This window comes from Bradyrhizobium sp. BWC-3-1 (assembly GCF_032917965.1).
In the GTDB taxonomy this organism is placed as follows: domain Bacteria; phylum Pseudomonadota; class Alphaproteobacteria; order Rhizobiales; family Xanthobacteraceae; genus Bradyrhizobium; species Bradyrhizobium canariense_D.
Genome location: NZ_CP136625.1, coordinates 4,966,946 through 4,985,593 on the forward strand (window position 1 = coordinate 4,966,946; position 18,648 = coordinate 4,985,593).

Below are 18,648 nucleotides of genomic sequence, written 5' to 3' on the forward strand. Positions count from 1 at the left end.
CGCAGCTTCCGCCGTTTTCGCGTTGAACCATTTTCTCCCCGAGGCGTCTAACTCTTTGAAGTCCCCAAGCTTCACCCCCCATCAGAGAGCCCCGCTTCCCCAGGCGGGGCTTTCGTCTTTGCCTGGACCCGGCCCCGCACTGCCGATCAGGCTGACCCCCGAGGTCTGCGCCCGGCCACCCCGGTGACCGTCACAAGGCAGGTTCTCTTTTCCGGCCATCTCCTGCATAATGCGGCATGGCAAAAACAAAAGTGACCTTCAAAACCGTCCGCATTGCAGACAACGACTGGAAAATCCTGGCGGATTACCCGGACAGCGAACAGCGCGAAATCAAGGGCTTCACCAGCAAGGCAGACGCCGACGACTGGATCAATGGCGACCGCAAGATCGCGTGGCTCCGCTCCCAGGGATACGCCAAGTAAACCGCGCATGAGTCACGCGCGTATCGCGTGACGCCCGTATGGGTATGAGGCGCGCTTCGTCCCTCCCGCTCCATAGGTTCTTTCCGTGCCGGCGCCTTGCCGAGCAAGCGGCAACGCCCGCGCGTCCTATCGGCTGGACGGGAGCGCCTGGTCGATAAACCTTTGGCTGGGCATGCGCCGTTGAGACTTCGGTAACCTAACGCCTCCAAGCTCCTCTTAGTATCGTTGTGTTGGAGTACCCCACAGTGCTGAATTTTAACGAGCTGCGTGAACTCGCGGCCGATGTTCGCGTGTTCGTCGACATTGCCGAAGACAAGGCCGAAGCGCTTCGCGCCGTCATCACAGCCTATGACGTGGTGCTCGCGATCTTCCCGTCGGGAGAGGGCATGGGTCTCCACGTCATCAAGGGCGGCGAGATCCTGGACAGGATTGCAAACTCACGAACCAATACGAGCTACAGCCACACGGCCATTGCGGTTCCCGACCTGGAGCACGCGGAAGTGCTCAAGCACCTGACGGGCCCGGCCGATCAGCGGCTTGCGGCTTAGAGCGTTTTCAAGTTCGCGGGACGAAAACGCGTCACAACAATCTGGAGCAGTTCTGATTCAAGCAGAACCGACAACGCCTCGTTGCAGACGAGAATTTTTGCACTCCAGAACGCCTTGTTTTAGGAACACGGTTTCTGCGCTCCCGTTGGCCCACACAACCAACCAGGAGTTTGAGATGAAGAAGCTCGTCATTGCGACCGCCGCCCTCGGCATCATGTGCGGCTCTGCCTTGGCCCAGACCCAGACCGGCCCCGCCGCGCAGTCCGACAACATGCAGAAGCCCGGCATGACCAACACGGACAAGGGCACGATGAGCAGCGGCACGACCGGCGTGAGCCATGACGGCATGAGCAAGGGCGGAATGGTGAGGCCCGACGCTTCCGGCCAGGGCGGCTCCGGCCCGGGCAGCGACCAGGGCGGTACCAAGACCCGCAGCAACAAGAAGTAAGCCGGTTTCCTGTACGGCTCGCTTCCCGGCCGCGTCGCTTCCACAAGCGGCGCGGCCATTTCATGAGAAGGGTCTTTGGAACCTGTCGAATGCACTCCTCACAATCGTGCGCGCACCGGAACGGTCAGGTCTTGCCGCGAGTTGCCCCATCTCCAGCAAGGAGATCGTCATGAGCGTTGAAGGTAAAGTGAAGGAAGGCGCCGGATTCATCAAAGAAGAGATGAACGAACACGGCAAGTCCCCCGAGAGCCAGAAGAAGGCCCAGGAAGGTCGCGACTTGCGCAACGAAGGCCGGATCGAAGACGGCAAGCCGCCGAAGACGACGAAGCCGGGCACCGGTCACTAGATCGCGTTCGAAACCCCGTTTGGTGAAAGCCGCCCCTGGTCATGTCAGGGGCGGTTTTTCACGTTCATGACCAGCCGATACGTGCCCATGCGATCTTCCGAAGCTGTGATCCTCCGAAGGTGCAGTCCTACAAAAATAGCCGGAGGCTCGAAGCATGCAGGGCGATGGCTGGTAGAACGCTCCGGCTGTTGTATGGTCGAACGTTTCTTGTGAGGGGCTGATGAAGATTGCCATTGTTGTCGCCGGCTTGATCGTTGTTGTTGCCGCCGTTCTCGTGGCGGTACAGCCCGGCTTTCTAAAGCCTGCGTCTATGGCACTCGTGAAGAAGTCCGACATCCTCGGCTTTTCGCCAGGGATGACATTCGACGAAACCAACAAGCTCGTCACGCAACGTCGCTACCGCTGCCGTCAGATTCGCGATTCCTACGTCCTGGAGTGCGCAGTCGACGGCGCCAAGGTCACGATCTTTGCCGACGACGTTGACCCTGGGAATCCTGATCCCAAACATCCCATCTGGCGCGTCATTGCGGAGTTGAACAATCCGGGTCCCCAAGACGCTGCCGTCAAATCGATCTCCGACCAGTTCAACGCCCAGCCAACCAGGGACGCCGGGGACGGATGGATATGGACTGTCGGCCGTGGGCTCAAGCTGAGCTACGACGGCGCCGCCTTGAAGCTGGTGGACGAGGCTGAGGAAATCAGGCGTGGCAAGCAGGAAGCAAAGCGCTAGGGAGCGCGACGCCGGGTGCCCTTCAGTGACGAAACCGGTTGACGGCCAACAGCGGCAGCCATGATCCCAGCACCATGCAGATCGCAATGGCTGCGACTAGGACGTATTTCAGGGGATGTTGCGAGGACGCGAGCGAACCTTCGAGGTGAAGGTATGGCAGCATCGCCTCCACGGCCATCCCGATCAGGGCAACCGCAACCAGCCCGCCAACCGCCGAAGCGAACAGGTTGACGATCCATCCGATCGCGCCGCGCTCGTTCGACCAAGCCTCGTAGATCGCGACAGCCAGCATCACGAGCACAAAGACCAGCATGAAGCTCATCGAGCCGCCGACGCTCGCCTTCGACCCGAAGATTTCCACCAGCAGCATGGCCGCCACCGCGAGCAGTGTGATCGCCTTCACGACTTTCCTCTTTGGTGTCTCAGCACATAGGCCGCGAAGCCAATTCCGATGCCGAGCAGGCTTTGCAGCATGGCGGTTGGTCGCGCCGGGCTTCGCCGGGGTTCAACAAATTGCACTCGGAGAACTGCAGGACCGCCGCGCAGTGACGACCGAAGGCCGGGGACCGATCTATGCAGCTTGCCTATTGGAAAGCCGCTCGAACGCCGTGATGGCCCGGTTGGCCAGCATGAGGCGTCTGTGCTCGCCCTTGCGGACCATCTCTTCGACGGCGGCCGAGAGAAAGCGGCTGGTGAACGGCGCGTCGCTGACTTGTCCGGTGCGCTCCAGATAATCCCAGGCGATCTGCACGGAATGTTCGATGAGATGGGACAGGTTCTCGCTCATGCAGAACCTACGCTTGGCGGGAGCGCTTGTTCCGCGCTGGCCAGTAGGTCGGTTCTTCATGGCAGATCTCGAGACGTTCAATTTCCGCACGTTTTCGACTGACGAACAAATGAGGAACGACAAGCGCGCGCCGACGTTAGGTGGAAAAGGAGAGATCGCGATGGCTGACAAGACAGCTGACAACACCGGGGACAACACACAAAAGGATCCGAAGGATTGGGTTTCCGGCGACGACCCGATGACCGGCGCCCAGGAATCCTACCTCAAGACCCTCGCCGAGCAGGCGCACAAGCCCCTCCCCAAGAAGGATCTGACCAAGGCAGAGGCGTCAGAGCTGATCGACACGATGCGGCAAAAGGCCGGGCTCGAGAAGTAGACAGCGGGCATGTACGCCCCGCCCCTGCGAGACGGAAGAACATGACTCACCGATGATCAGAAGTGACGCGGGAAGGTTGCAGGCGTTCGGCCAACGCTGCATTCACAAACGTTGAGCGCGCTGCATTTCGTCGGGCACAGACAGCGTCGATTGAGCGCACGATCCCGCAATGTCGATTCCACAACTTCAATGCCGGGATCGGGGCCTGTCGCTTTGCGAGCCGGGCACTCATCCTGCTTTGCCTTGCTTCACGTCATGTACGATGTCACCGATGGTGCTTCCCACGACAATCGCGGCAACAACAGGCCAACCGGCGGCTACCATAAGGATGGCCCCGTAGCGCATGTCTTCGCCGGGCCGTTTGTAACTGTCTCGGCCCGAGAACAGGAGCACCGCGATCAGGCAGCCAACTGCGTATCGTCTAAACCATTTCACGACGAGAGACCTTCGTTTACGGGCATTCGTCGCCTCGAACTCCGTCGTGGTTCATGATGCCGGCCGTCCGGCCGCTCGCCGGCAGGCGAAATTTCAGACGATCACGCAAGGCGCGTCAGGCGCCTTGCATGACCTGCTGCCGCTCATTTTCTTGAGCGCGCTGAGCATCGGCTCCGCGCCGAGCTCAGTTCTGTCACTTCGGCAGATCGCGGATTGCCAGCTTGATGACTGTAAGGACAACGAAAGCGGGCGCCCCGTAAACGATGGCGTTCACGGCCCAAGTGATGGCGACGCCCAAGAAAACGGAACTGCCGACAGCTCCCCAGAAAAGGTAAGCTGCGGATATACCCGGCATCTCCCATGCCATCACAGGGGTGGAGTAGTCGGTTAGCTGCTCCATGACGAGCAGCACCGTCGAGACGAGGGCCCCGATTGCCAGTGCGACGGTGAGAACGGATTTCATTGTCTTCAAAGGCCCAACAGCGCCATCACGATCGGAATCATAAAAAAGGCTGCCAGGCCGAGGAGGCCTCCTACGGCAATCTTCACCCAACGCCGTTGAATTTTCGGCTCGAGCCATGTCGCCAGTTTGACCCAGAGCGCATACGCCCATCCGGCAACAATCGAGCGGATAAGTGCAAACAGAAGCTCGCCTAGAATATTGGCCATAGCGGTTAGTCGCGTCAGTTCCGCGGGGAGTTCATCTGCCAACGGCTAAACAACCCCGTGTCCCCCGTGAGTGAGGTGGCCCAGTTCTGCGATTTGCGTCACGTTCTGAGGACCCGGTTAGCGCTGTGGGGCTTCGTGAAGGGCTCGTTTTCTAGCGCTTGAGCAATGCCATCGCCATTCACGGCGCGCTCGGCGCGGCATCGTGACTGCTGACATCAGGGTGGCAGCAGCGGTGTGCGACGAGCCCCGCGATGCCGCTCAAATCTGCGGTCAACCAAAGGACATGCCATGAAGTTCGCCTCCACTCGCCTGATCGCTACTGACATCAAAATCATGGTTTCGTTCTACGAAATGGTGACCGGATGTTCCGCCGAATGGCTCGCGCCGGTGTTCGCCAAGATCGTGACGCCGGGCGCCAACCTCGCAATCGGCGCAGCCGAGACGGTCACGCTCTGGAAAGAAAACAGTGCCGAGCCCGGCGCGAACCGCACCGCCGGGATCGAGTTTCAGGTTGAAGACATCGATGCGGATTATCAGCGCCTGAAAGACAAGGTTACGCTGGTGCACGAGTTGAAAACGATGCCATGGGGCAACAGGACGTTCCAGTTTCGCGACCCCGAAGGCACCGCGGTATCGCGCTTCATGCCGCCGATCGAGCAGGCCGGACACCGCCTCGCGGCGCAATAGGTCGCGAAAGCAGACCGCCCCGCACACACAGCCAATGGCGCATGTGCGGCACTGGATTTTCGGTGAGAGTGCATTGAAATTTCGCCGGCTGATTTACTTCATCAGCCGGCTTCACCCTCATGCACATGTGCACCCGCCCCCTGCCCCTCCCCGGATTTTCCTGCTATCTCCTACTCCCTTCGGCTCGGCCGAACCAAAAACCCTCCATCCACCCAGGGAGCAACAACCATGCGATACCTCCACACCATGCTGCGCGTGCGCAATCTCGATGTCGCGCTGAAGTTTTACCAGGATGCGCTGGGGCTGAAGGAGGTTCGGCGGATCGAGAACGACAAGGGGCGTTTCACGCTGGTGTTCCTGTGCTCGTCGGACGATCTCGAGGCGCTGAAGAAGCAGCCGCAGACGCGCGGCGCGCCGCTGGTCGAGCTCACCTGGAATTGGGACGAGGAAAAATACGGCGAGGATCGCTTCTTCGGCCATCTCGCCTATGAAGTCGACGACATCTACGCGACCTGCGAGAAGCTGATGAAGGCCGGCGTCACCATCAACCGTCCGCCGCGCGACGGCAACATGGCCTTCGTCCGCTCGCCGGATTTGCACTCGATCGAGCTGTTGCAGAAGGGCGATCCGAAGCCGCCGCAGGAGCCGTGGTCGTCGATGCCCAACATCGGCCATTGGTAGGCCTTTTTGCCGGAACCAGCCCCTCTCCTAAGCGTTCTCTCTTCGATAATGCAATTGGAGGAGGACGCGATGGGACGCGGAATTTTGTTGTGGATGCTGGGCGTGCCGATCCCGGTGATCATCTTGCTGTGGCTGTTCTTCGGCCGCTGATCGCCTGACCAGGCTTTGCCTTGCAATGAAAGCTCCGCCTCGGGCGGAGCTTTTTGCATGCGGACCTTTTGCATGCGGACCTTTTGCATGAGAGGATCGGCGCAATCGCCCGTCGCTCGCCGCAGTGAATTCCGCTATTACCCGCGCCGAAAGAAGCGCCGCGGGAGGATGATGTGCCGGACCAAAAACTGACGATCTGGGGCCGCGCCAATTCGGTCAACGTGCAAAAGGTGCTGTGGTGCCTCACCGAGCTCGGCTTGGCTTACGAGCGCATCGACGCCGGCATGGCGTTCGGCAAGACCCGCGACGCCGACTATCTCGCGATGAATCCCAATGCGCGGATCCCGACGCTGGTTGAGGGCGACTTCACGCTGTGGGAATCCAATTCGATCATGCGCTATCTCTGCCTCGCGCATGGGCGCGGCACGCCGATCTATCCCGAGGCGCCGAGGCTGCGCGCCAGCGTCGACCGCTGGCTCGACTGGACGCTGTCGATGGTGCAGCCGGTCGACCGCCCGGTGTTCTGGGGCATCGTGCGCACGCCGCCCGCCGAGCGCGAGATGATCCAGGTGCAAAAGGATGCCGATGCCGCCGCCGAGGTCTGGGCCATCGCGGACCGCCTGCTCTCCACGCGTCCGTTCATGGACGGCGATGCGTTCACGCTCGCCGACATCGCGGTTGGCGCCTATGCGCGGCGCTGGCTCGGCGTCGAGGGCATCACCCGGCCCGCGCAGCCGCATCTGACGCGCTGGCTCGCCGAACTCGGCAAACGGCCCGGTTTTGCGCAATTTGTGGCACCGCCGATGTCGTGAGCGGTGGCGCGGCTTAAAGTCCGTTACGAGCACGATGAATCGGCATTTTGCCGCGCGGCGCCGGGAGATGGCGGCTACTGTGCATGGGGTTGTTTTCGCGTTTTTTTGTTTTAGGGCCAGCCGCGCTCGAACAGCAGCACGCAGAAAATCAGCACGAGCGTGACCGCCGCGGTGCCCAGCCGCGCAGTCCAGCTCAGGCCGCGGCCGACCCACCACAGCAGCGCGCAATACATCACGAACGGGACGATGATCTCGGGCCGCATGATGTCCGGCGGTATGGGGGCTCAGCGCCTGACCGTGGTCTCGACGCTGATCGAGCCGCCGATCTTGACGCAGGTGCCGGTGCTCTCGACCAGATGGAAGCCGCGGCCATAGGCGGCGCAGGAGCCCGCTTTCGCGCTCCCGCCGGCACCGTTCAGCGGCAAGGCCTTGCCGGCCTGTGGGCGCTCCGGAGGCGGCAGACGCAAGGCTTCCGCCGCGGCCGCGGACGTCGTCAGCAACGAGATCAGGATGAGGAGCGGCGCACGCATGCAGGCCGTACTAGCCCGGACCGGCGTCGCGCGCCATCGGGGTCGCTTTGCCCGGGGATCAGATGAACTTGATGCCGGCCGATTTGCCGCGGCGCCACACCACCTGGCAGCTCCGCCCGGTCCGCGCATCGCGCGCGAACGCCATCCGGATCACGCCCGGGAGCTGGCTCGCATCCTCGTCCAGCGTGATCTTGGCGCCCGTGGCGGAGATGTCCTGGACCAGGCATTGCCGCGCTGCGAATCCGCCGTCGAGCGTGATCCAGGCATGCTGCGACAGCGACTTGCGGGCTGCGCGCTTCTTGGGCGGTGGCATCGGCTTAAATTCTCCCAGTCCAGCGCTAGCTCAGGGAACCTAAGAAACCGTTGAATTCGGCCGACCGATCCTTGGGTGGGATGCTATCCACCGGTGCCAAAAGACCGTTCCCGAACGGCTTGCCCAGGGCGCCAAAGGCCATTATAGGTTCGCCCGCTGCAGCCGCCGGGCATGACTCGGGCGGCCAGCGGCCGTGCCGCGAAAAGCGGCGGGGCCCTGGGTTTGCTCCCTTCGTCTATCGGTTAGGACGCCACCCTTTCACGGTGGAGAGAGCGGTTCGATTCCGCTAGGGAGCGCCATCATCCGGCGTTAGATGACAGGGCGAATCTGCCGCCCCGCATGAACCTCCCTGCCCCTCGCCTCCGACCAATGTCCAGACTGAACCGGATGCAGGCCGATGGCGCAGCACAAATCTCCCTCGGACGACCAGGCCGGGATTGCCTCGCCGGCGCTGCCGCCATGGATCCACCGCACGGCAGCCTACGTGCCGGAGCGGCGCGCCAGAATGCTGGAGCACATGGCGCGCGCCAGGTCGCTGCCTCGGGCAACGCCTGCGTTGGAGCCGTCGCATACGGCCGGCACGAACATTCTCGGGGACGCCTGCGGCTACGCCGTCCTGTTCGGCATCATCGCGCTGCTGTTTCAGTCGCGCGTTCCTCTCTACCTCGGCGCTTTTCTCTTCTTCACCGATGGCGAGCGCATCGAACTCGCTCTTGCAAAGATCGGCATCCGTCTCGAGCTTGGTACGATCGGGCCCGACATCATCAAGGGCTTCGTATCCCTGTTCGGATGGTTCGCGCTGCTGGCATCGCTGAAAGCGTCCGTCCCCGCCTGGCTCGCGACATGGATGCTTCCAGACACATCGTGGTCCTTGCTCGCCGGAATCGCTCTTTTGTTCGCCATCGTCGAAGCATTCGCAACGCGCGCGATGCAGCATGCATTGCCGTGGTTCGGATTTGAGAGGCGACCGAGCGGCCTGGCCTGCGCGACGATCAAGCTCGCTATGGCCCTTGGCGTGCTGGCTCTGCTGGTGCTGCTCGGATGACGCGATCGTGAGGTCACGGGCCTGACAATCGCGGCGCTATGCCGCCCGCCCCGATCTGCGCATTTACCGGAAATTTACCCCTGCTCGTGAGCGCCGGTATCATTTGCTTAGAATTTGATTGCTACCGTGGAATTACGGAAAACCTCCGAAACACGATTGGCGCCCATGTCCGTCGCAGAGTTCCTCAGACAGCGTGCCGTGCATGTCACCGTGAGTGGCAGCTACTCGCTGCCGCGTTGGTACGATTGCGAGGGCAAGCTCCGTACCTTCGCCTGCCGCACCAGCCGCGTTTCACCGTTCCGCATGATGGTCGACGTTCCCGTAGTCGGAAAGGTCGGCGAGCGCGTGACCTCCTACTTCCAGGATTTTGGCGAATTCCAATGCACCATCAGCGCGACGCTGAAATCGGGCTTCCTGATGGAGCTCGACATGACGCGGGCCCGGCGCGCCTGGATGTCGGAAAAGCTGACCTGGCTCGAGAAGAAGCAAAAGGACGCCAGCGTCCAGGAGCTGCGGAATGACGCGCGCTTCGTTCCGCAGGTCGCGCACACCTTCCTGACGCTCGCCGACGGCAGCACCCATGCCTGCTTCATCATCGACGTCTCCACGGCCGGTGTCGCGATATCCTGCGAATACGATCCGCCAGTGGGAACCCCGCTTGCGGTCGGCGCTTGCGTCGGGCGCGTGATCCGCAAATTCGAAAACGGCTTTGCTGTCAAATTCGCCGAAAATCAGTCGCGGGACGACGTCGTCCGGCTGATCGTCCGCACGGCCATGCTGCAATCGGCCTGATCCTCCGGCCGCGCTGCCCTATCGCAGCCCTATTTCGAGATAAGCTTTTGAAGGTCCGCGCCTCGTTCCGGACGTCATTTGCAGACTTGCGATCGGGGGACCGAATGGCAGTCGAGAAAATTACAGTCGATAAGGTCAGAGTCGACAAGATCACCTGGGACAGGGTCGGCCGGGTCACCGAGCCCGGACGCTACATGTACACGTTCGGCTGGCTCACCATCACCGCCGACGATCTCGATATCTGGAAGCAATACCCGCAGGCCGCGTTCACGCTGATGGCGCAGCATTCCGAGCCGGACGCGTCCACCGGCGAGGAGTTCCATCTCGGCGCCTTCGACGTCGCGCCCGACGCGCCGCCGCCGCTCACCACGCATTGAGACAGTCAAAGCGGGCTACGATCGGCAGCCAGCCGCCGCGGCAGGGCGCGTGGCGGGAACGCGTGGCACGCCCGTTGCTTTATCATTGCCATGACTCACATCCCCGCCTTCGATCAGGCCTTTCTGCTGTTGCTCATCGTGCTCTGCCTTGGTACGTGCCTTATCCGCGCCTTCTGGGAGGTGGAGCAACTCCGGGGCCGCCGCACCGCGTCCCCATCCCGCGCGATCAAGCGTGACTAGACCGGCTCGGCCGGCCGTGCGTAGCCCGGACGGGGCAATCCCGGCTCTGGACTTGCCGCGGCGACACGTGCATCGTCAATCGAAGAAACCTGCACATTGCCTTGATCTGACTTACCAATCGCGATCCGATGACGGGCGCGCGACCGTTGTCATGGGATGACGAGGTGGTTCTGTCATGCAATTGATTGCGCTCGTTATTCTGCACCTCGGCGACTGTCCTGATGAACGCAGGCTGTCACGCTTGTTAAGAGGCGCGACAGCAAGCGCATGACACAAGGTCGCATCAGGGAATGTAGATAAGCGGATCAAGGGAACCTATTTTCGGCGCCGATGTACCTGATTGAAGCGTTACCCACCGTCATCGGAACGGCCGCCATTGCCCCGGCGCTGCTGATGCTGTGGCTCGTCATTGCCGCCGAGGAACGCCCCGGACCGCCGGCCCAGGTCTGGACCGCTTTCCTGCTCGGCGCGGCCAGCATTTCGCTGCTGGGCCTGGCCCGCGCCCCTTTCGCCAAGATGGTTGCGGCCCCGGACAACCCGTGGGCGGCACTGGCCATGCATTCGATCTTCGGCGTCGCGCTGCCGGAGGAAGCGGTCAAGGTGATCGCGATCGTGCTGGTCGCCTCGACCAAGCGGCGGACCTTCGCCAATCCGATGGACACCGTGGTCTATGGCGCCGCGGTTGGCCTGGGCTTCGCCGCCTACGAGAACCTCGCCTATCTCGTCCAGCACGCCGAGATGTGGCGCTCGCTGGCCGCCTTGCGCAGCGTGCTGACCGTGCCGTTCCACGGCGCGCTCGGCATCATCGCCGGCGCCTATCTGACCATCGCGCGCGCCGGCACGGCGCTGGGTGCCAACCGCCATCATCGCGACTGGGCTCGTCTCTCCAGCCGGCTGCTGATCTTCGCAGGTCCGCTCGCCCTGCATTCGGCCTTCGACTTCCCCCTGCTCACGCTTCAGCGCATGCCGGATCTCGATCCGGCGCTGCGGATGTGGTTGGGCGGCGCGAGCCTGCTGATCGGCTTCAGCTCGATCGCCTTCGCTGTCCGCCTGGTACGGCGCGTCGCGCGCCATCACGCGCCCCGAACCGACGTCGCGCGCGAGCGCCTCAGCCAGCTCCGCCGGATGTGGGCGCTGCTGCTTGCCGGTGGCGGCGTCGGCTTTCTCGGGCTCGCCTTCGTGCTGACCTCGATCCATCACTGGCTCATCAATCCCGAGCGCAATCTGACGCTGGCCCTGATCCCGATCGGCCTGGTCTCGATCCTGCTCGGCCTCGCACTTCTGATCGTCACGACCGCGATCTATGTTCTCGGCCGCAACCGCATCCGCACCAGCGGCGAAGGTTTTTCGTCGGCGCACGGCGGCGGCTGAGCCGCGGGATGGCAAGCGCGGTGTGCACGTACTAGACTAGATTGAGGACACACCTCTCGATCCGGAGCCTGCCCATGACATCGCCTGAGGATTTTTCCCGGCTGCAATCCGCCATGAGCGGGACGGTCAAGGCACATTGGAAGGCCTTTCTGTTCGAAGGCATCCTGCTTGCGGTGCTTGGCGTCGCCGCGCTGATCCTGCCGCCGCTCGCAAGCCTTGCGATTGCGATCTTCCTCGGCTGGATGTTCCTGATCAGCGGCATCGGCGGATTGATCGCCACCTATTGGGCGCGCAGCACGCCGGGCTTCTGGTGGTCGCTGATCTCGGCCGCGCTGGCCGTGCTTGCAGGCATGCTGCTGCTGGCGCGGCCGATCCAGGCCGTGCTGACGCTGACCATCGTGCTCGGCGCCTATTTCCTCGCCGAGGGCGTCGCCACCATCATGTACGCGCTGGAGCATCGCCGCGAGCCGGGCGGCCGCTGGTCGTGGCTCCTGATCTCGGGCCTCGTCGACATCGCGATCTCGTTCATGGTGATCACGGGACTGCCGAGCTCGGCGGAATGGGCGATCGGTATCCTCGTCGGCATCAACCTGCTGTTCGGCGGCGCCACCCTGATCGGCATGGCGCTGGCGGCACGCAAAAGCAACAGTTGAGGCGCCGCGTGGCCGTCACGTCTATTGGGGGGTGACAAGCCGCCGATCGCACGCTATATGACGGGCGATGATCACCCTCGTCACCAGCTATTTTTGGTACTTTAGCTACGACAGCTCGCTGGCGGCAGGAGGATCGCGCTCAATCTGAAACATTGCAGCAAACGTCCGAACAAGCCGCCAGACCTGGCGGCTTTTTTATTGGCCGGCAGGGTCTCAAAATGACAGGAGCCCGCCGTGCTGAGCACGACCGACGATCTTCGTATCCGCGAACTGAAAGAGCTGAGCACGCCCGAAGAGGTGATGCGGGAAGTCCCGCGCACGCTCACCGCGACGCGCGTGGTGATGGCCGCACGCAACGCCATCCATGCGATTCTCAATGGCCAGGACGACCGGCTTCTGGTCGTGGTCGGCCCCTGCTCGGTGCATGATCCCAGGGCCGCGCTCGAATACGCCGAGCGCCTCGCGAGCTTGCGCGAAGAGCTTGCCGACCAACTCGAGATCGTGATGCGGGTCTATTTCGAGAAGCCGCGCACCACGGTCGGCTGGAAGGGCCTGATCAACGATCCTGATCTGGACGGCAGCTTCGACATCAACAAGGGCCTGCGGCTGGCGCGCAACGTGCTCTCGGCGGTAAATAATCTCGGCCTGCCCGCCGGCACCGAATTCCTCGACATGACGACGCCGCAATACATTGCGGACCTCGTGTCCTGGGCCGCGATCGGCGCGCGCACGACCGAAAGCCAGATCCATCGCGAGCTGGCTTCGGGGCTGTCCTGCCCGGTCGGCTTCAAGAACGGCACCGACGGCAATGTGCGGATTGCGGCGGACGCGGTGAAGTCGGCCTCGAATCCGCATCATTTCATGGCGGTGACCAAGCTCGGCCGCTCGGCGATCGCCTCAACCGCGGGCAACGAGGATTGTCACATCATCCTGCGCGGCGGCAGCACGCCGAACTACGATGCGGCAAGCGTCGCGGCGGCCTGCAACGATCTGGCGAAAGCAAGCGTCGCACCGCTCGTGATGGTCGATGCGAGCCACGCTAATTCGAGCAAGAAGCCGGAAAACCAGCCGCTCGTAACGGCCGACATCGCCCGGCAGATTTCCGGCGGCGAGAACCGCATCATGGGGGTGATGGTCGAGAGCAATCTCGTCGCCGGACGCCAGGACGTGGTGCCGGGCAAGCCGCTCACCTATGGCCAGAGCATCACGGACGGCTGCATCGACTGGGCGACCACGGCAACCGTGCTCAAGCAGCTCGCTGACGCGGTCGAGATCCGGCGCAACATCAAGCGCGCAGGGCTGCACGAGCGCTCCGCCTGACCAAACGATTGCGGGCGGGGTGAGGCTGTCGCACCCTGCCCGCTTTCCCGGCGCCTAGCAGCCGCGGCAGATGCTCTTGATCTTCTTGTCGAGCGCCTGATTTTCCTTGCTGAGGGGATCGTTCGGGTCGCTCAGGTTCTTCTCACTTGGCACGTCGCCAGCGCGCGGCTGCCGATGACCGACGGGCGCAGGCGGCAAAGAACCCGCCGATTGTCCCGAGGTCGTCGATCCCTTGCTTCCCGTTTGCGCGAAGCCGGCGCTGCCGAACACCGTCAGAAGCGACAGTGCTAGGATGATGCTTCTCATTTTGCTTCTCCATTCCTCGAGCCAGCATCTCCATCACGACCAATCAGGTCTCGGGCGGATAGAGGTGAACGTCGCCGCAATAATCCACGATACGATAGCGCGTTTCCGATGCCGCATCACCCGCATCAGGTGCGGTATTTTGCATCGGCAACACGTAATTCGGTCCCACCGGCGACTTGCCGGCGCCGCCGGGAATGTCGATGACATAGTCGGGCTGACACAGTCCTGACAGCCGTCCGCGCAGCTGCCGCATCAAACTCTGCCCCTCGGCGAGTGTCGTTCGCAGATGCGCAGTGCCCGGCGCGAGATCACCGTGATGCAGATAATAGGGCTTGATCCGGCATTCGACGAAAGCTCGCATCAAATCCGACAGAGCGGTCGCGTTGTCATTGACCCCGCGCAAAAGCACGGACTGGCTTACCATGGGAATTCCGGCATCGATCAGCCGCGCGCAGGCGGCACGCGCCGGTCCCGTCAGTTCGCGCGCATGGTTGGCATGCAGCGCCACCCAGGTGGTGGCGCCTTCGGCCTTGAGCGCAGCCACCATCTCGTCGCTGATGCGCGCGGGATCGGCCGCCGGCACGCGGGTGTGAAGGCGGATGATCTTGACGTGATCGATTCCGGCCAGATCGGCCATGATCTCGCCCATCCGCCGCGGCGACAACATCAGGGGATCCCCCCCGGTCAGGATCACCTCCCAGATCTCGCTGTGCGCGCGGATGTAGTCGATCGCCGCGCGATAGGCGGCGTCCGAGAGCGCGTTCTCCTTGCCGGGTCCGACCATCTCGCGGCGGAAGCAGAAGCGGCAATAGACCGCGCAGACGTGAACGAGCTTGAACAGCACACGGTCGGGATAGCGATGCACGATCCCGGGAACCGGCGAGTGCGCATGATCGCCGATCGGATCTGCGTTCTCGCCCGGCTGCATTTCCAACTCTGCGGCAGTCGGAACGAATTGGCGCGCAATGGGATCGTCGGGATCGGACCTGTCGATCAGATCGACCAGCGCCGGCGTGATCGCAACCGCATAGCGTGCGGCAATGCGATCGAGCACCGGCAGCGCTGTGGCTGACACCAGCTGCTCGGCCACAAGTTCGGCCGGCTCGCGCAATGTGCGCGCAAGATTGCTCTTCATCATGTCTCGCTCAACGTTTCATCTGCAGGCGGCGTCCACACCACCTGATCAATTCGCGACGCGCCGCTCGCCAGCATCACCAGCCTGTCGTATCCGAGCGCGACGCCGCTTGCCTCCGGCATCGCCGCGACCGCGACCAGAAAGTCCTCGTCCAGCGGATAGGCTTCGCCGTAGCGGCGTTGCTTCTCCGCCATGGATTGCGTGAAGCGCTTGCGCTGCTCCTCGGCGTCGGTCAGTTCGCCAAAACCGTTGGCGAGCTCGACACCGCAGGCATAGACCTCGAACCGCTCGGCGACTCGGGGATCGCCCGCCTTCGCGCGCGCCAGTGCCGCCTCTGGAGATGGGTATTCGAACAGGATGGTCAAACGGCCCTGCCCCAGATGCGGCTCGACATGCTCGACCAGAACCTTGCTGAAGATGTCGGACCAGGTGTCGTCCTCGGCCACGCGGACCTTGCCGGCAGCTGACCGCGCGAGCGCGGCGCGGTCGCCCTCGCCGCCGGAAATGGTCGCAAGCAGGTCGATTCCCGCAAGCTGCTCGAAGGCGCCGGCCACCGTTACAAGTTCCGGCTCGGCGAAGGGATCGGCGGTCCGGCCGCGGAAGGCGAACGTGCCGATACCGGTCGCCTGGGCCGCGCGGGCGATGAGGACGACGCAATCGGCCATGATGGCGTCATAGGGGGCGCCTGCCCGGTACCATTCCAGCATGGTGAATTCGGGCAAATGCAGGTCGCCGCGCTCACGGTCCCGGAACACCCGGGCGAACTCGAAAATCCGGGTCTCCCCGGCCGCCAGCAGCTTCTTGCAGGCGAATTCCGGCGAGGTCCGCAAATATCGGCTCACACGGCTGCCGTCGGGCCGCATGATCTCGGTCCGGGGGGCGTGCAGGTGGGTCTCGTTGCCCGGGGAGACCTGGAGAACGGAGGTTTCGACCTCGACGAAGCCCTGCTCGACGAAAAATCCCCGTAGAGCCCCAGTGATGGCTCCCCTGGCCTGCAAGAAGGGCCGGCGGTCGAGATGCCGCGAGGGGGACCAGAACGGCGACATCGGCTTGTCCCCAGCCATTAACCGGCTGTCCCGCAAGCCAGCAAAATGCTGGCATCCAACGGCAAAACCAGTATGTTGCGGCCCGAAACGGGTGCCGCGGTCTGATTTGGGGCCCCAGGTCCCCCATCAATTTGACCACGTCCTGGCCCGAGCCGGGCCAAGCAAGCAGGAAATACAGCTTTGAGAGTCATCGCCAGTTCTATTCGCAAGGGCAACGTGATCGAGCAAGACGGCAAGCTATATGTCGTCGTGACCGCCGAGAACATCCATCCCGGCAAGGGCACCCCGGTCAGCCAGATCGAAATGCGCCGAATCTCGGACGGGGTAAAGATCTCCGAGCGCTACAAGACCACCGATCAGGTCGAGAAGGCCACAATCGAAGAGCGCAACTACACCTTCCTGTATGAAGATGGTGACGGCTATCACTTCATGAACCCGGAGACCTATGACCAGGTCCAGGTGTCCAAGGATGTGATCGGCGATGCGGCGGCCTATCTTCAGGAGAGCATGACGGTCAAGCTATCGCTGCACGGTTCCAACCCGGTATCGATCGCCCTGCCGCAGCGCGTGACGCTGGAAGTGATCGAGACCGAGCCCGTGACCAAGGGGCAGACCGCCTCCTCGTCCTACAAGCCCGCCGTGCTCTCGAATGGCGTTCGCACCACGGTGCCGCCGCACATCGCCGTCGGCACCCGAATCGTCGTGATGACCGAAGACGGCTCCTACTCCGAGCGTGCCAAGGACTGACGGGACCAAAGCGAGCGCAACAGGTGCCGCCGGGGGGCGAGACAGTGGTTGGGAAAAGTTTCCGCTTCGTCTCGCAACTTCTGGCGTCGCTTTCGCTCCTCATTGCCTCTCCACTTGCTGCGGATGAGTTCCGCAGCCCCTCACTCACGGCGCTGCGCGTCGATTGGCGCGCGGCGCTTGACCAGCTCCGCACCGAAATCAACGTCCATCCCCGGGCCGCGGAAGACTTCATCTTCGCACCCCGTCGTTCGGTGCCGCGCTACGATCCGCGCGCGATGCCGGCGCTGGTGCAGCTCAACGCGATCTCCTCGCAATTCTTCACCGGCATCGCCCGCAGCTCCGTGCCCGTGCTGCTGCCGTTCGACGCTGCCGCGTATCTCGAAGCTCGGCGCAATGGCGCGCCGGCGACCGTCGCGCTGTCGCGCTACCAGGCTGACTTCAATTCCGTCGACCTGTTCGATGCAGGTCCCGCCGGCTACAGCGCGACCTTTTCGTTCGAGCCTGGTACCGGAGACGGCATGCCGAGCCGGGTCTTCGCAAGGCCGGTCGAGGTGCAGATCACGGGCTCGGCGCTGGTCTATGACATTGCCGATCCCTCGGGCGGCAAGGGCGAGCCGGTCAAACCGCTCGCGGCGCTCTACCCGGACCTGCGCAAGTTCATCCGGGAAGGCTATATGCGCTACGCTTTCACCCGTTTCGGCGTCGCCTATGTGGTGTCGATCCAATGCCTCGACAGCGTTGCCAAGCCGCGGCGGCTTGCCTGCAAGGAGGCCTATCCGATCGCCGAGCGCTTCCTGAAGGCGCTGCGCGTGGCGGGCGGCCAGCGCATGCGGCCGCTCACGGACATCGCTTCCAACATTCTCGATCGTCCCACGGTACGCTCCCCGGACTTCACCTACAGGCCGAGCGGCGACATCATCCCGAACACCGGCTATCGCAAGCAGGGCGGCCATCCCGACGTGATGGCCTACGCACAAATCCGGTTTCCTCTCGAGAAGGCGCCCGCGTTCGTGCACTCGCAATCCTATGCCAAGCGCGACAAGATCGAGAGCACGACCGCCTATCCCTGGCGCGACAATTTCTGCGAATCCCGGAGTTTCGAGGTCTGGCAATGCGGCGGCGGCTATGGCCATCAGGGCGAGGACATCCGCGCGGCCGAGTGCCCACCGCCTGGTGAAGGCCGCCAAGCCTGTGATCCCAAGCAGCGCGCCGTCGTCGCCGTGCGGGATGCGAGGGTTATACGCGCTTCCAAGGACCAGGCTGTGACGCTGCAAATCAACAGCCGGAGCGAGCACATTCGCTTCCGCTACATGCATATGAACCCGCAGGCGCTGAACGCGGATGGCCTGCTCAATGGCCGCATCGTATCGGAGGGCGAGAAGATCGGCGTGGTCTCGAACTATCTCGACCATCCCGCCGGCACCTCGATGCACCTGCATTTCGACGTGCAAGTGTTCACCCGCGACGGCTGGATCTGGGTCAGTCCTTACGTCACGCTGGTCTCCGCCTATGAGCGCCTGATCCACGCCCGCGGCCGCGAGGTCGGCCCGGAGATCGCCGGCACGCCACAGCCTGTGGCGCATGCGCTGCCGGAGGACGTGCTCAAGCCGGACCTGCGCGAGGGATCGGGCGGCGACGAGAACTGACGGCTTGCTCCTTCCATTGCCAGGCAGTGCAAAAGC

General features: G+C 63.1%; 27 protein-coding genes and 1 tRNA gene. 18 read left to right on the plus strand and 10 right to left on the minus strand.

Going from position 1 to position 18,648, the window contains the following annotated elements:
- Window positions 1-251: 251 nt before the first annotated feature.
- The 5 genes from RX329_RS24105 to RX329_RS24125 all read left to right on the plus strand — a co-directional run bounded on the left by RX329_RS24105 (window position 252) and on the right by RX329_RS24125 (window position 2,494).
- Window positions 252-422: a hypothetical protein gene (locus tag RX329_RS24105; protein ID WP_231170940.1), complete on the plus strand. Its 171-nt coding sequence runs from the start codon at window positions 252-254 to the stop codon at window positions 420-422.
- Between the two features lie 245 nt (window positions 423-667).
- Complete coding sequence (locus RX329_RS24110) at window positions 668-970, plus strand: hypothetical protein (protein ID WP_085353453.1); 303 nt, start codon at window positions 668-670, stop codon at window positions 968-970.
- A gap of 175 nt (window positions 971-1,145) precedes the next feature.
- The gene (locus RX329_RS24115; RefSeq protein ID WP_085353454.1) at window positions 1,146-1,418 is read left to right on the plus strand and encodes a hypothetical protein; all 273 of its coding nucleotides are present in this window, start codon (window positions 1,146-1,148) and stop codon (window positions 1,416-1,418) included.
- 169 nt (window positions 1,419-1,587) lie between these two features.
- The gene (locus RX329_RS24120) at window positions 1,588-1,764 is read left to right on the plus strand and encodes a hypothetical protein (protein ID WP_007610124.1); all 177 of its coding nucleotides are present in this window, start codon (window positions 1,588-1,590) and stop codon (window positions 1,762-1,764) included.
- Window positions 1,765-1,984: 220 nt separating this feature from the next.
- On the plus strand, window positions 1,985-2,494 hold the full coding sequence (locus RX329_RS24125; protein ID WP_085353455.1) for a hypothetical protein: 510 nt from the start codon (window positions 1,985-1,987) through the stop codon (window positions 2,492-2,494).
- Between the two features lie 22 nt (window positions 2,495-2,516).
- Here RX329_RS24125 and RX329_RS24130 read toward each other — a convergent pair whose 3' ends face one another.
- Both RX329_RS24130 and RX329_RS24135 read right to left on the minus strand, forming a co-directional pair.
- Window positions 2,517-2,897: a hypothetical protein gene (locus RX329_RS24130; RefSeq protein WP_018454376.1), complete on the minus strand. Its 381-nt coding sequence runs from the start codon at window positions 2,895-2,897 to the stop codon at window positions 2,517-2,519.
- A gap of 168 nt (window positions 2,898-3,065) precedes the next feature.
- Window positions 3,066-3,281: a hypothetical protein gene (locus RX329_RS24135; RefSeq protein ID WP_018454377.1), complete on the minus strand. Its 216-nt coding sequence runs from the start codon at window positions 3,279-3,281 to the stop codon at window positions 3,066-3,068.
- A 160-nt stretch (window positions 3,282-3,441) separates the two neighbouring features.
- Between RX329_RS24135 and RX329_RS24140 the strand changes: the two genes are divergently transcribed.
- The gene (locus tag RX329_RS24140) at window positions 3,442-3,657 is read left to right on the plus strand and encodes a DUF3072 domain-containing protein (protein WP_026232720.1); all 216 of its coding nucleotides are present in this window, start codon (window positions 3,442-3,444) and stop codon (window positions 3,655-3,657) included.
- A gap of 628 nt (window positions 3,658-4,285) precedes the next feature.
- On the opposite strand, the gene RX329_RS24145 is transcribed toward RX329_RS24140, so the two are convergent.
- Together RX329_RS24145 and RX329_RS24150 are read right to left on the minus strand one after the other, a co-directional pair.
- Window positions 4,286-4,555: a hypothetical protein gene (locus RX329_RS24145; RefSeq protein WP_018454380.1), complete on the minus strand. Its 270-nt coding sequence runs from the start codon at window positions 4,553-4,555 to the stop codon at window positions 4,286-4,288.
- Window positions 4,556-4,560: 5 nt separating this feature from the next.
- Complete coding sequence (locus RX329_RS24150) at window positions 4,561-4,761, minus strand: hypothetical protein (protein ID WP_018454381.1); 201 nt, start codon at window positions 4,759-4,761, stop codon at window positions 4,561-4,563.
- Between the two features lie 288 nt (window positions 4,762-5,049).
- Between RX329_RS24150 and RX329_RS24155 the strand changes: the two genes are divergently transcribed.
- From RX329_RS24155 to RX329_RS24165, 3 genes are all read left to right on the plus strand, one after another.
- Complete coding sequence (locus RX329_RS24155) at window positions 5,050-5,448, plus strand: VOC family protein (RefSeq protein WP_085353456.1); 399 nt, start codon at window positions 5,050-5,052, stop codon at window positions 5,446-5,448.
- Between the two features lie 228 nt (window positions 5,449-5,676).
- Window positions 5,677-6,129, plus strand: a complete 453-nt coding sequence (locus RX329_RS24160; protein ID WP_085358759.1) for a VOC family protein — start codon at window positions 5,677-5,679, stop codon at window positions 6,127-6,129.
- A 323-nt stretch (window positions 6,130-6,452) separates the two neighbouring features.
- Window positions 6,453-7,091: a glutathione S-transferase family protein gene (locus RX329_RS24165; protein WP_085353458.1), complete on the plus strand. Its 639-nt coding sequence runs from the start codon at window positions 6,453-6,455 to the stop codon at window positions 7,089-7,091.
- 110 nt (window positions 7,092-7,201) lie between these two features.
- On the opposite strand, the gene RX329_RS24170 is transcribed toward RX329_RS24165, so the two are convergent.
- The 3 genes from RX329_RS24170 to RX329_RS24180 are packed head-to-tail and all read right to left on the minus strand — an operon-like array spanning window position 7,202 to window position 7,934.
- Window positions 7,202-7,354, minus strand: a complete 153-nt coding sequence (locus RX329_RS24170; protein ID WP_162496334.1) for a hypothetical protein — start codon at window positions 7,352-7,354, stop codon at window positions 7,202-7,204.
- A gap of 21 nt (window positions 7,355-7,375) precedes the next feature.
- Complete coding sequence (locus RX329_RS24175; protein WP_085353459.1) at window positions 7,376-7,621, minus strand: hypothetical protein; 246 nt, start codon at window positions 7,619-7,621, stop codon at window positions 7,376-7,378.
- Between the two features lie 58 nt (window positions 7,622-7,679).
- The gene (locus RX329_RS24180; protein WP_007591415.1) at window positions 7,680-7,934 is read right to left on the minus strand and encodes a PilZ domain-containing protein; all 255 of its coding nucleotides are present in this window, start codon (window positions 7,932-7,934) and stop codon (window positions 7,680-7,682) included.
- 224 nt (window positions 7,935-8,158) lie between these two features.
- Between RX329_RS24180 and RX329_RS24185 the strand changes: the two genes are divergently transcribed.
- The 7 genes from RX329_RS24185 to RX329_RS24215 all read left to right on the plus strand — a co-directional run bounded on the left by RX329_RS24185 (window position 8,159) and on the right by RX329_RS24215 (window position 13,732).
- A tRNA-Glu gene (locus tag RX329_RS24185) sits at window positions 8,159-8,233 on the plus strand.
- Between the two features lie 98 nt (window positions 8,234-8,331).
- Window positions 8,332-8,979, plus strand: a complete 648-nt coding sequence (locus RX329_RS24190; protein ID WP_085353460.1) for a hypothetical protein — start codon at window positions 8,332-8,334, stop codon at window positions 8,977-8,979.
- A gap of 165 nt (window positions 8,980-9,144) precedes the next feature.
- Window positions 9,145-9,771 carry a PilZ domain-containing protein gene (locus RX329_RS24195; protein ID WP_317244415.1) on the plus strand — a complete coding sequence of 209 codons (627 nt, stop codon included), beginning with the start codon at window positions 9,145-9,147 and terminating at the stop codon, window positions 9,769-9,771.
- A 104-nt stretch (window positions 9,772-9,875) separates the two neighbouring features.
- Window positions 9,876-10,148 carry a hypothetical protein gene (locus tag RX329_RS24200; RefSeq protein WP_018454389.1) on the plus strand — a complete coding sequence of 91 codons (273 nt, stop codon included), beginning with the start codon at window positions 9,876-9,878 and terminating at the stop codon, window positions 10,146-10,148.
- A gap of 570 nt (window positions 10,149-10,718) precedes the next feature.
- Window positions 10,719-11,759, plus strand: a complete 1,041-nt coding sequence (locus tag RX329_RS24205) for a PrsW family glutamic-type intramembrane protease (RefSeq protein WP_317244416.1) — start codon at window positions 10,719-10,721, stop codon at window positions 11,757-11,759.
- A 74-nt stretch (window positions 11,760-11,833) separates the two neighbouring features.
- The gene (locus tag RX329_RS24210; RefSeq protein WP_026232724.1) at window positions 11,834-12,412 is read left to right on the plus strand and encodes an HdeD family acid-resistance protein; all 579 of its coding nucleotides are present in this window, start codon (window positions 11,834-11,836) and stop codon (window positions 12,410-12,412) included.
- Between the two features lie 234 nt (window positions 12,413-12,646).
- A complete protein-coding gene (locus tag RX329_RS24215) occupies window positions 12,647-13,732 on the plus strand; it encodes a 3-deoxy-7-phosphoheptulonate synthase (RefSeq protein ID WP_085353462.1) in 1,086 nt (361 codons plus the stop codon).
- A 54-nt stretch (window positions 13,733-13,786) separates the two neighbouring features.
- Here the strand turns inward: RX329_RS24215 and RX329_RS24220 are convergent, their stop codons facing one another.
- The 3 genes from RX329_RS24220 to epmA are packed head-to-tail and all read right to left on the minus strand — an operon-like array spanning window position 13,787 to window position 16,237.
- Window positions 13,787-14,038: a hypothetical protein gene (locus tag RX329_RS24220; RefSeq protein ID WP_018454394.1), complete on the minus strand. Its 252-nt coding sequence runs from the start codon at window positions 14,036-14,038 to the stop codon at window positions 13,787-13,789.
- Between the two features lie 43 nt (window positions 14,039-14,081).
- On the minus strand, window positions 14,082-15,176 hold the full coding sequence (locus tag RX329_RS24225; RefSeq protein ID WP_085353463.1) for a lysine-2,3-aminomutase-like protein: 1,095 nt from the start codon (window positions 15,174-15,176) through the stop codon (window positions 14,082-14,084).
- Window positions 15,173-16,237 carry an EF-P lysine aminoacylase EpmA gene (gene epmA / locus RX329_RS24230; protein WP_085353464.1) on the minus strand — a complete coding sequence of 355 codons (1,065 nt, stop codon included), beginning with the start codon at window positions 16,235-16,237 and terminating at the stop codon, window positions 15,173-15,175. Before epmA ends, RX329_RS24225 begins: the two co-directional genes overlap by 4 nt.
- 162 nt (window positions 16,238-16,399) lie before the next feature.
- Here epmA and efp point away from each other — a divergent pair, with 162 nt between their 5' ends.
- Window positions 16,400-16,966: an elongation factor P gene (gene efp / locus RX329_RS24235; protein WP_026232726.1), complete on the plus strand. Its 567-nt coding sequence runs from the start codon at window positions 16,400-16,402 to the stop codon at window positions 16,964-16,966.
- 23 nt (window positions 16,967-16,989) lie between these two features.
- Window positions 16,990-18,612, plus strand: coding sequence for a peptidoglycan DD-metalloendopeptidase family protein (locus tag RX329_RS24240; protein ID WP_085353465.1), 1,623 nt, complete (start codon window positions 16,990-16,992; stop codon window positions 18,610-18,612).
- Window positions 18,613-18,648 lie beyond the last annotated feature (36 nt).

What these genes read in the sequence shown, in the direction of transcription:
- RX329_RS24115 (WP_085353454.1), top strand. Translation starts at nt 1,146, where the DNA reads ATGAAGAAGCTCGTCATTGCGACCGCCGCCCTCGGCATCATGTGCGGC.
- RX329_RS24120 (WP_007610124.1), top strand. Translation starts at nt 1,588, where the DNA reads ATGAGCGTTGAAGGTAAAGTGAAGGAAGGCGCCGGATTCATCAAAGAA.
- RX329_RS24125 (WP_085353455.1), top strand. Translation starts at nt 1,985, where the DNA reads ATGAAGATTGCCATTGTTGTCGCCGGCTTGATCGTTGTTGTTGCCGCC.
- RX329_RS24135 (WP_018454377.1), bottom strand. Translation starts at nt 3,281, where the DNA reads ATGAGCGAGAACCTGTCCCATCTCATCGAACATTCCGTGCAGATCGCC.
- RX329_RS24140 (WP_026232720.1), top strand. Translation starts at nt 3,442, where the DNA reads ATGGCTGACAAGACAGCTGACAACACCGGGGACAACACACAAAAGGAT.
- RX329_RS24145 (WP_018454380.1), bottom strand. Translation starts at nt 4,555, where the DNA reads ATGAAATCCGTTCTCACCGTCGCACTGGCAATCGGGGCCCTCGTCTCG.
- RX329_RS24150 (WP_018454381.1), bottom strand. Translation starts at nt 4,761, where the DNA reads ATGGCCAATATTCTAGGCGAGCTTCTGTTTGCACTTATCCGCTCGATT.
- RX329_RS24155 (WP_085353456.1), top strand. Translation starts at nt 5,050, where the DNA reads ATGAAGTTCGCCTCCACTCGCCTGATCGCTACTGACATCAAAATCATG.
- RX329_RS24160 (WP_085358759.1), top strand. Translation starts at nt 5,677, where the DNA reads ATGCGATACCTCCACACCATGCTGCGCGTGCGCAATCTCGATGTCGCG.
- RX329_RS24170 (WP_162496334.1), bottom strand. Translation starts at nt 7,354, where the DNA reads ATGCGGCCCGAGATCATCGTCCCGTTCGTGATGTATTGCGCGCTGCTG.
- RX329_RS24175 (WP_085353459.1), bottom strand. Translation starts at nt 7,621, where the DNA reads ATGCGTGCGCCGCTCCTCATCCTGATCTCGTTGCTGACGACGTCCGCG.
- RX329_RS24180 (WP_007591415.1), bottom strand. Translation starts at nt 7,934, where the DNA reads ATGCCACCGCCCAAGAAGCGCGCAGCCCGCAAGTCGCTGTCGCAGCAT.
- RX329_RS24190 (WP_085353460.1), top strand. Translation starts at nt 8,332, where the DNA reads ATGGCGCAGCACAAATCTCCCTCGGACGACCAGGCCGGGATTGCCTCG.
- RX329_RS24195 (WP_317244415.1), top strand. Translation starts at nt 9,145, where the DNA reads ATGTCCGTCGCAGAGTTCCTCAGACAGCGTGCCGTGCATGTCACCGTG.
- RX329_RS24200 (WP_018454389.1), top strand. Translation starts at nt 9,876, where the DNA reads ATGGCAGTCGAGAAAATTACAGTCGATAAGGTCAGAGTCGACAAGATC.
- RX329_RS24205 (WP_317244416.1), top strand. Translation starts at nt 10,719, where the DNA reads ATGTACCTGATTGAAGCGTTACCCACCGTCATCGGAACGGCCGCCATT.
- RX329_RS24210 (WP_026232724.1), top strand. Translation starts at nt 11,834, where the DNA reads ATGACATCGCCTGAGGATTTTTCCCGGCTGCAATCCGCCATGAGCGGG.
- RX329_RS24220 (WP_018454394.1), bottom strand. Translation starts at nt 14,038, where the DNA reads ATGAGAAGCATCATCCTAGCACTGTCGCTTCTGACGGTGTTCGGCAGC.
- RX329_RS24225 (WP_085353463.1), bottom strand. Translation starts at nt 15,176, where the DNA reads ATGATGAAGAGCAATCTTGCGCGCACATTGCGCGAGCCGGCCGAACTT.
- epmA (WP_085353464.1), bottom strand. Translation starts at nt 16,237, where the DNA reads ATGGCTGGGGACAAGCCGATGTCGCCGTTCTGGTCCCCCTCGCGGCAT.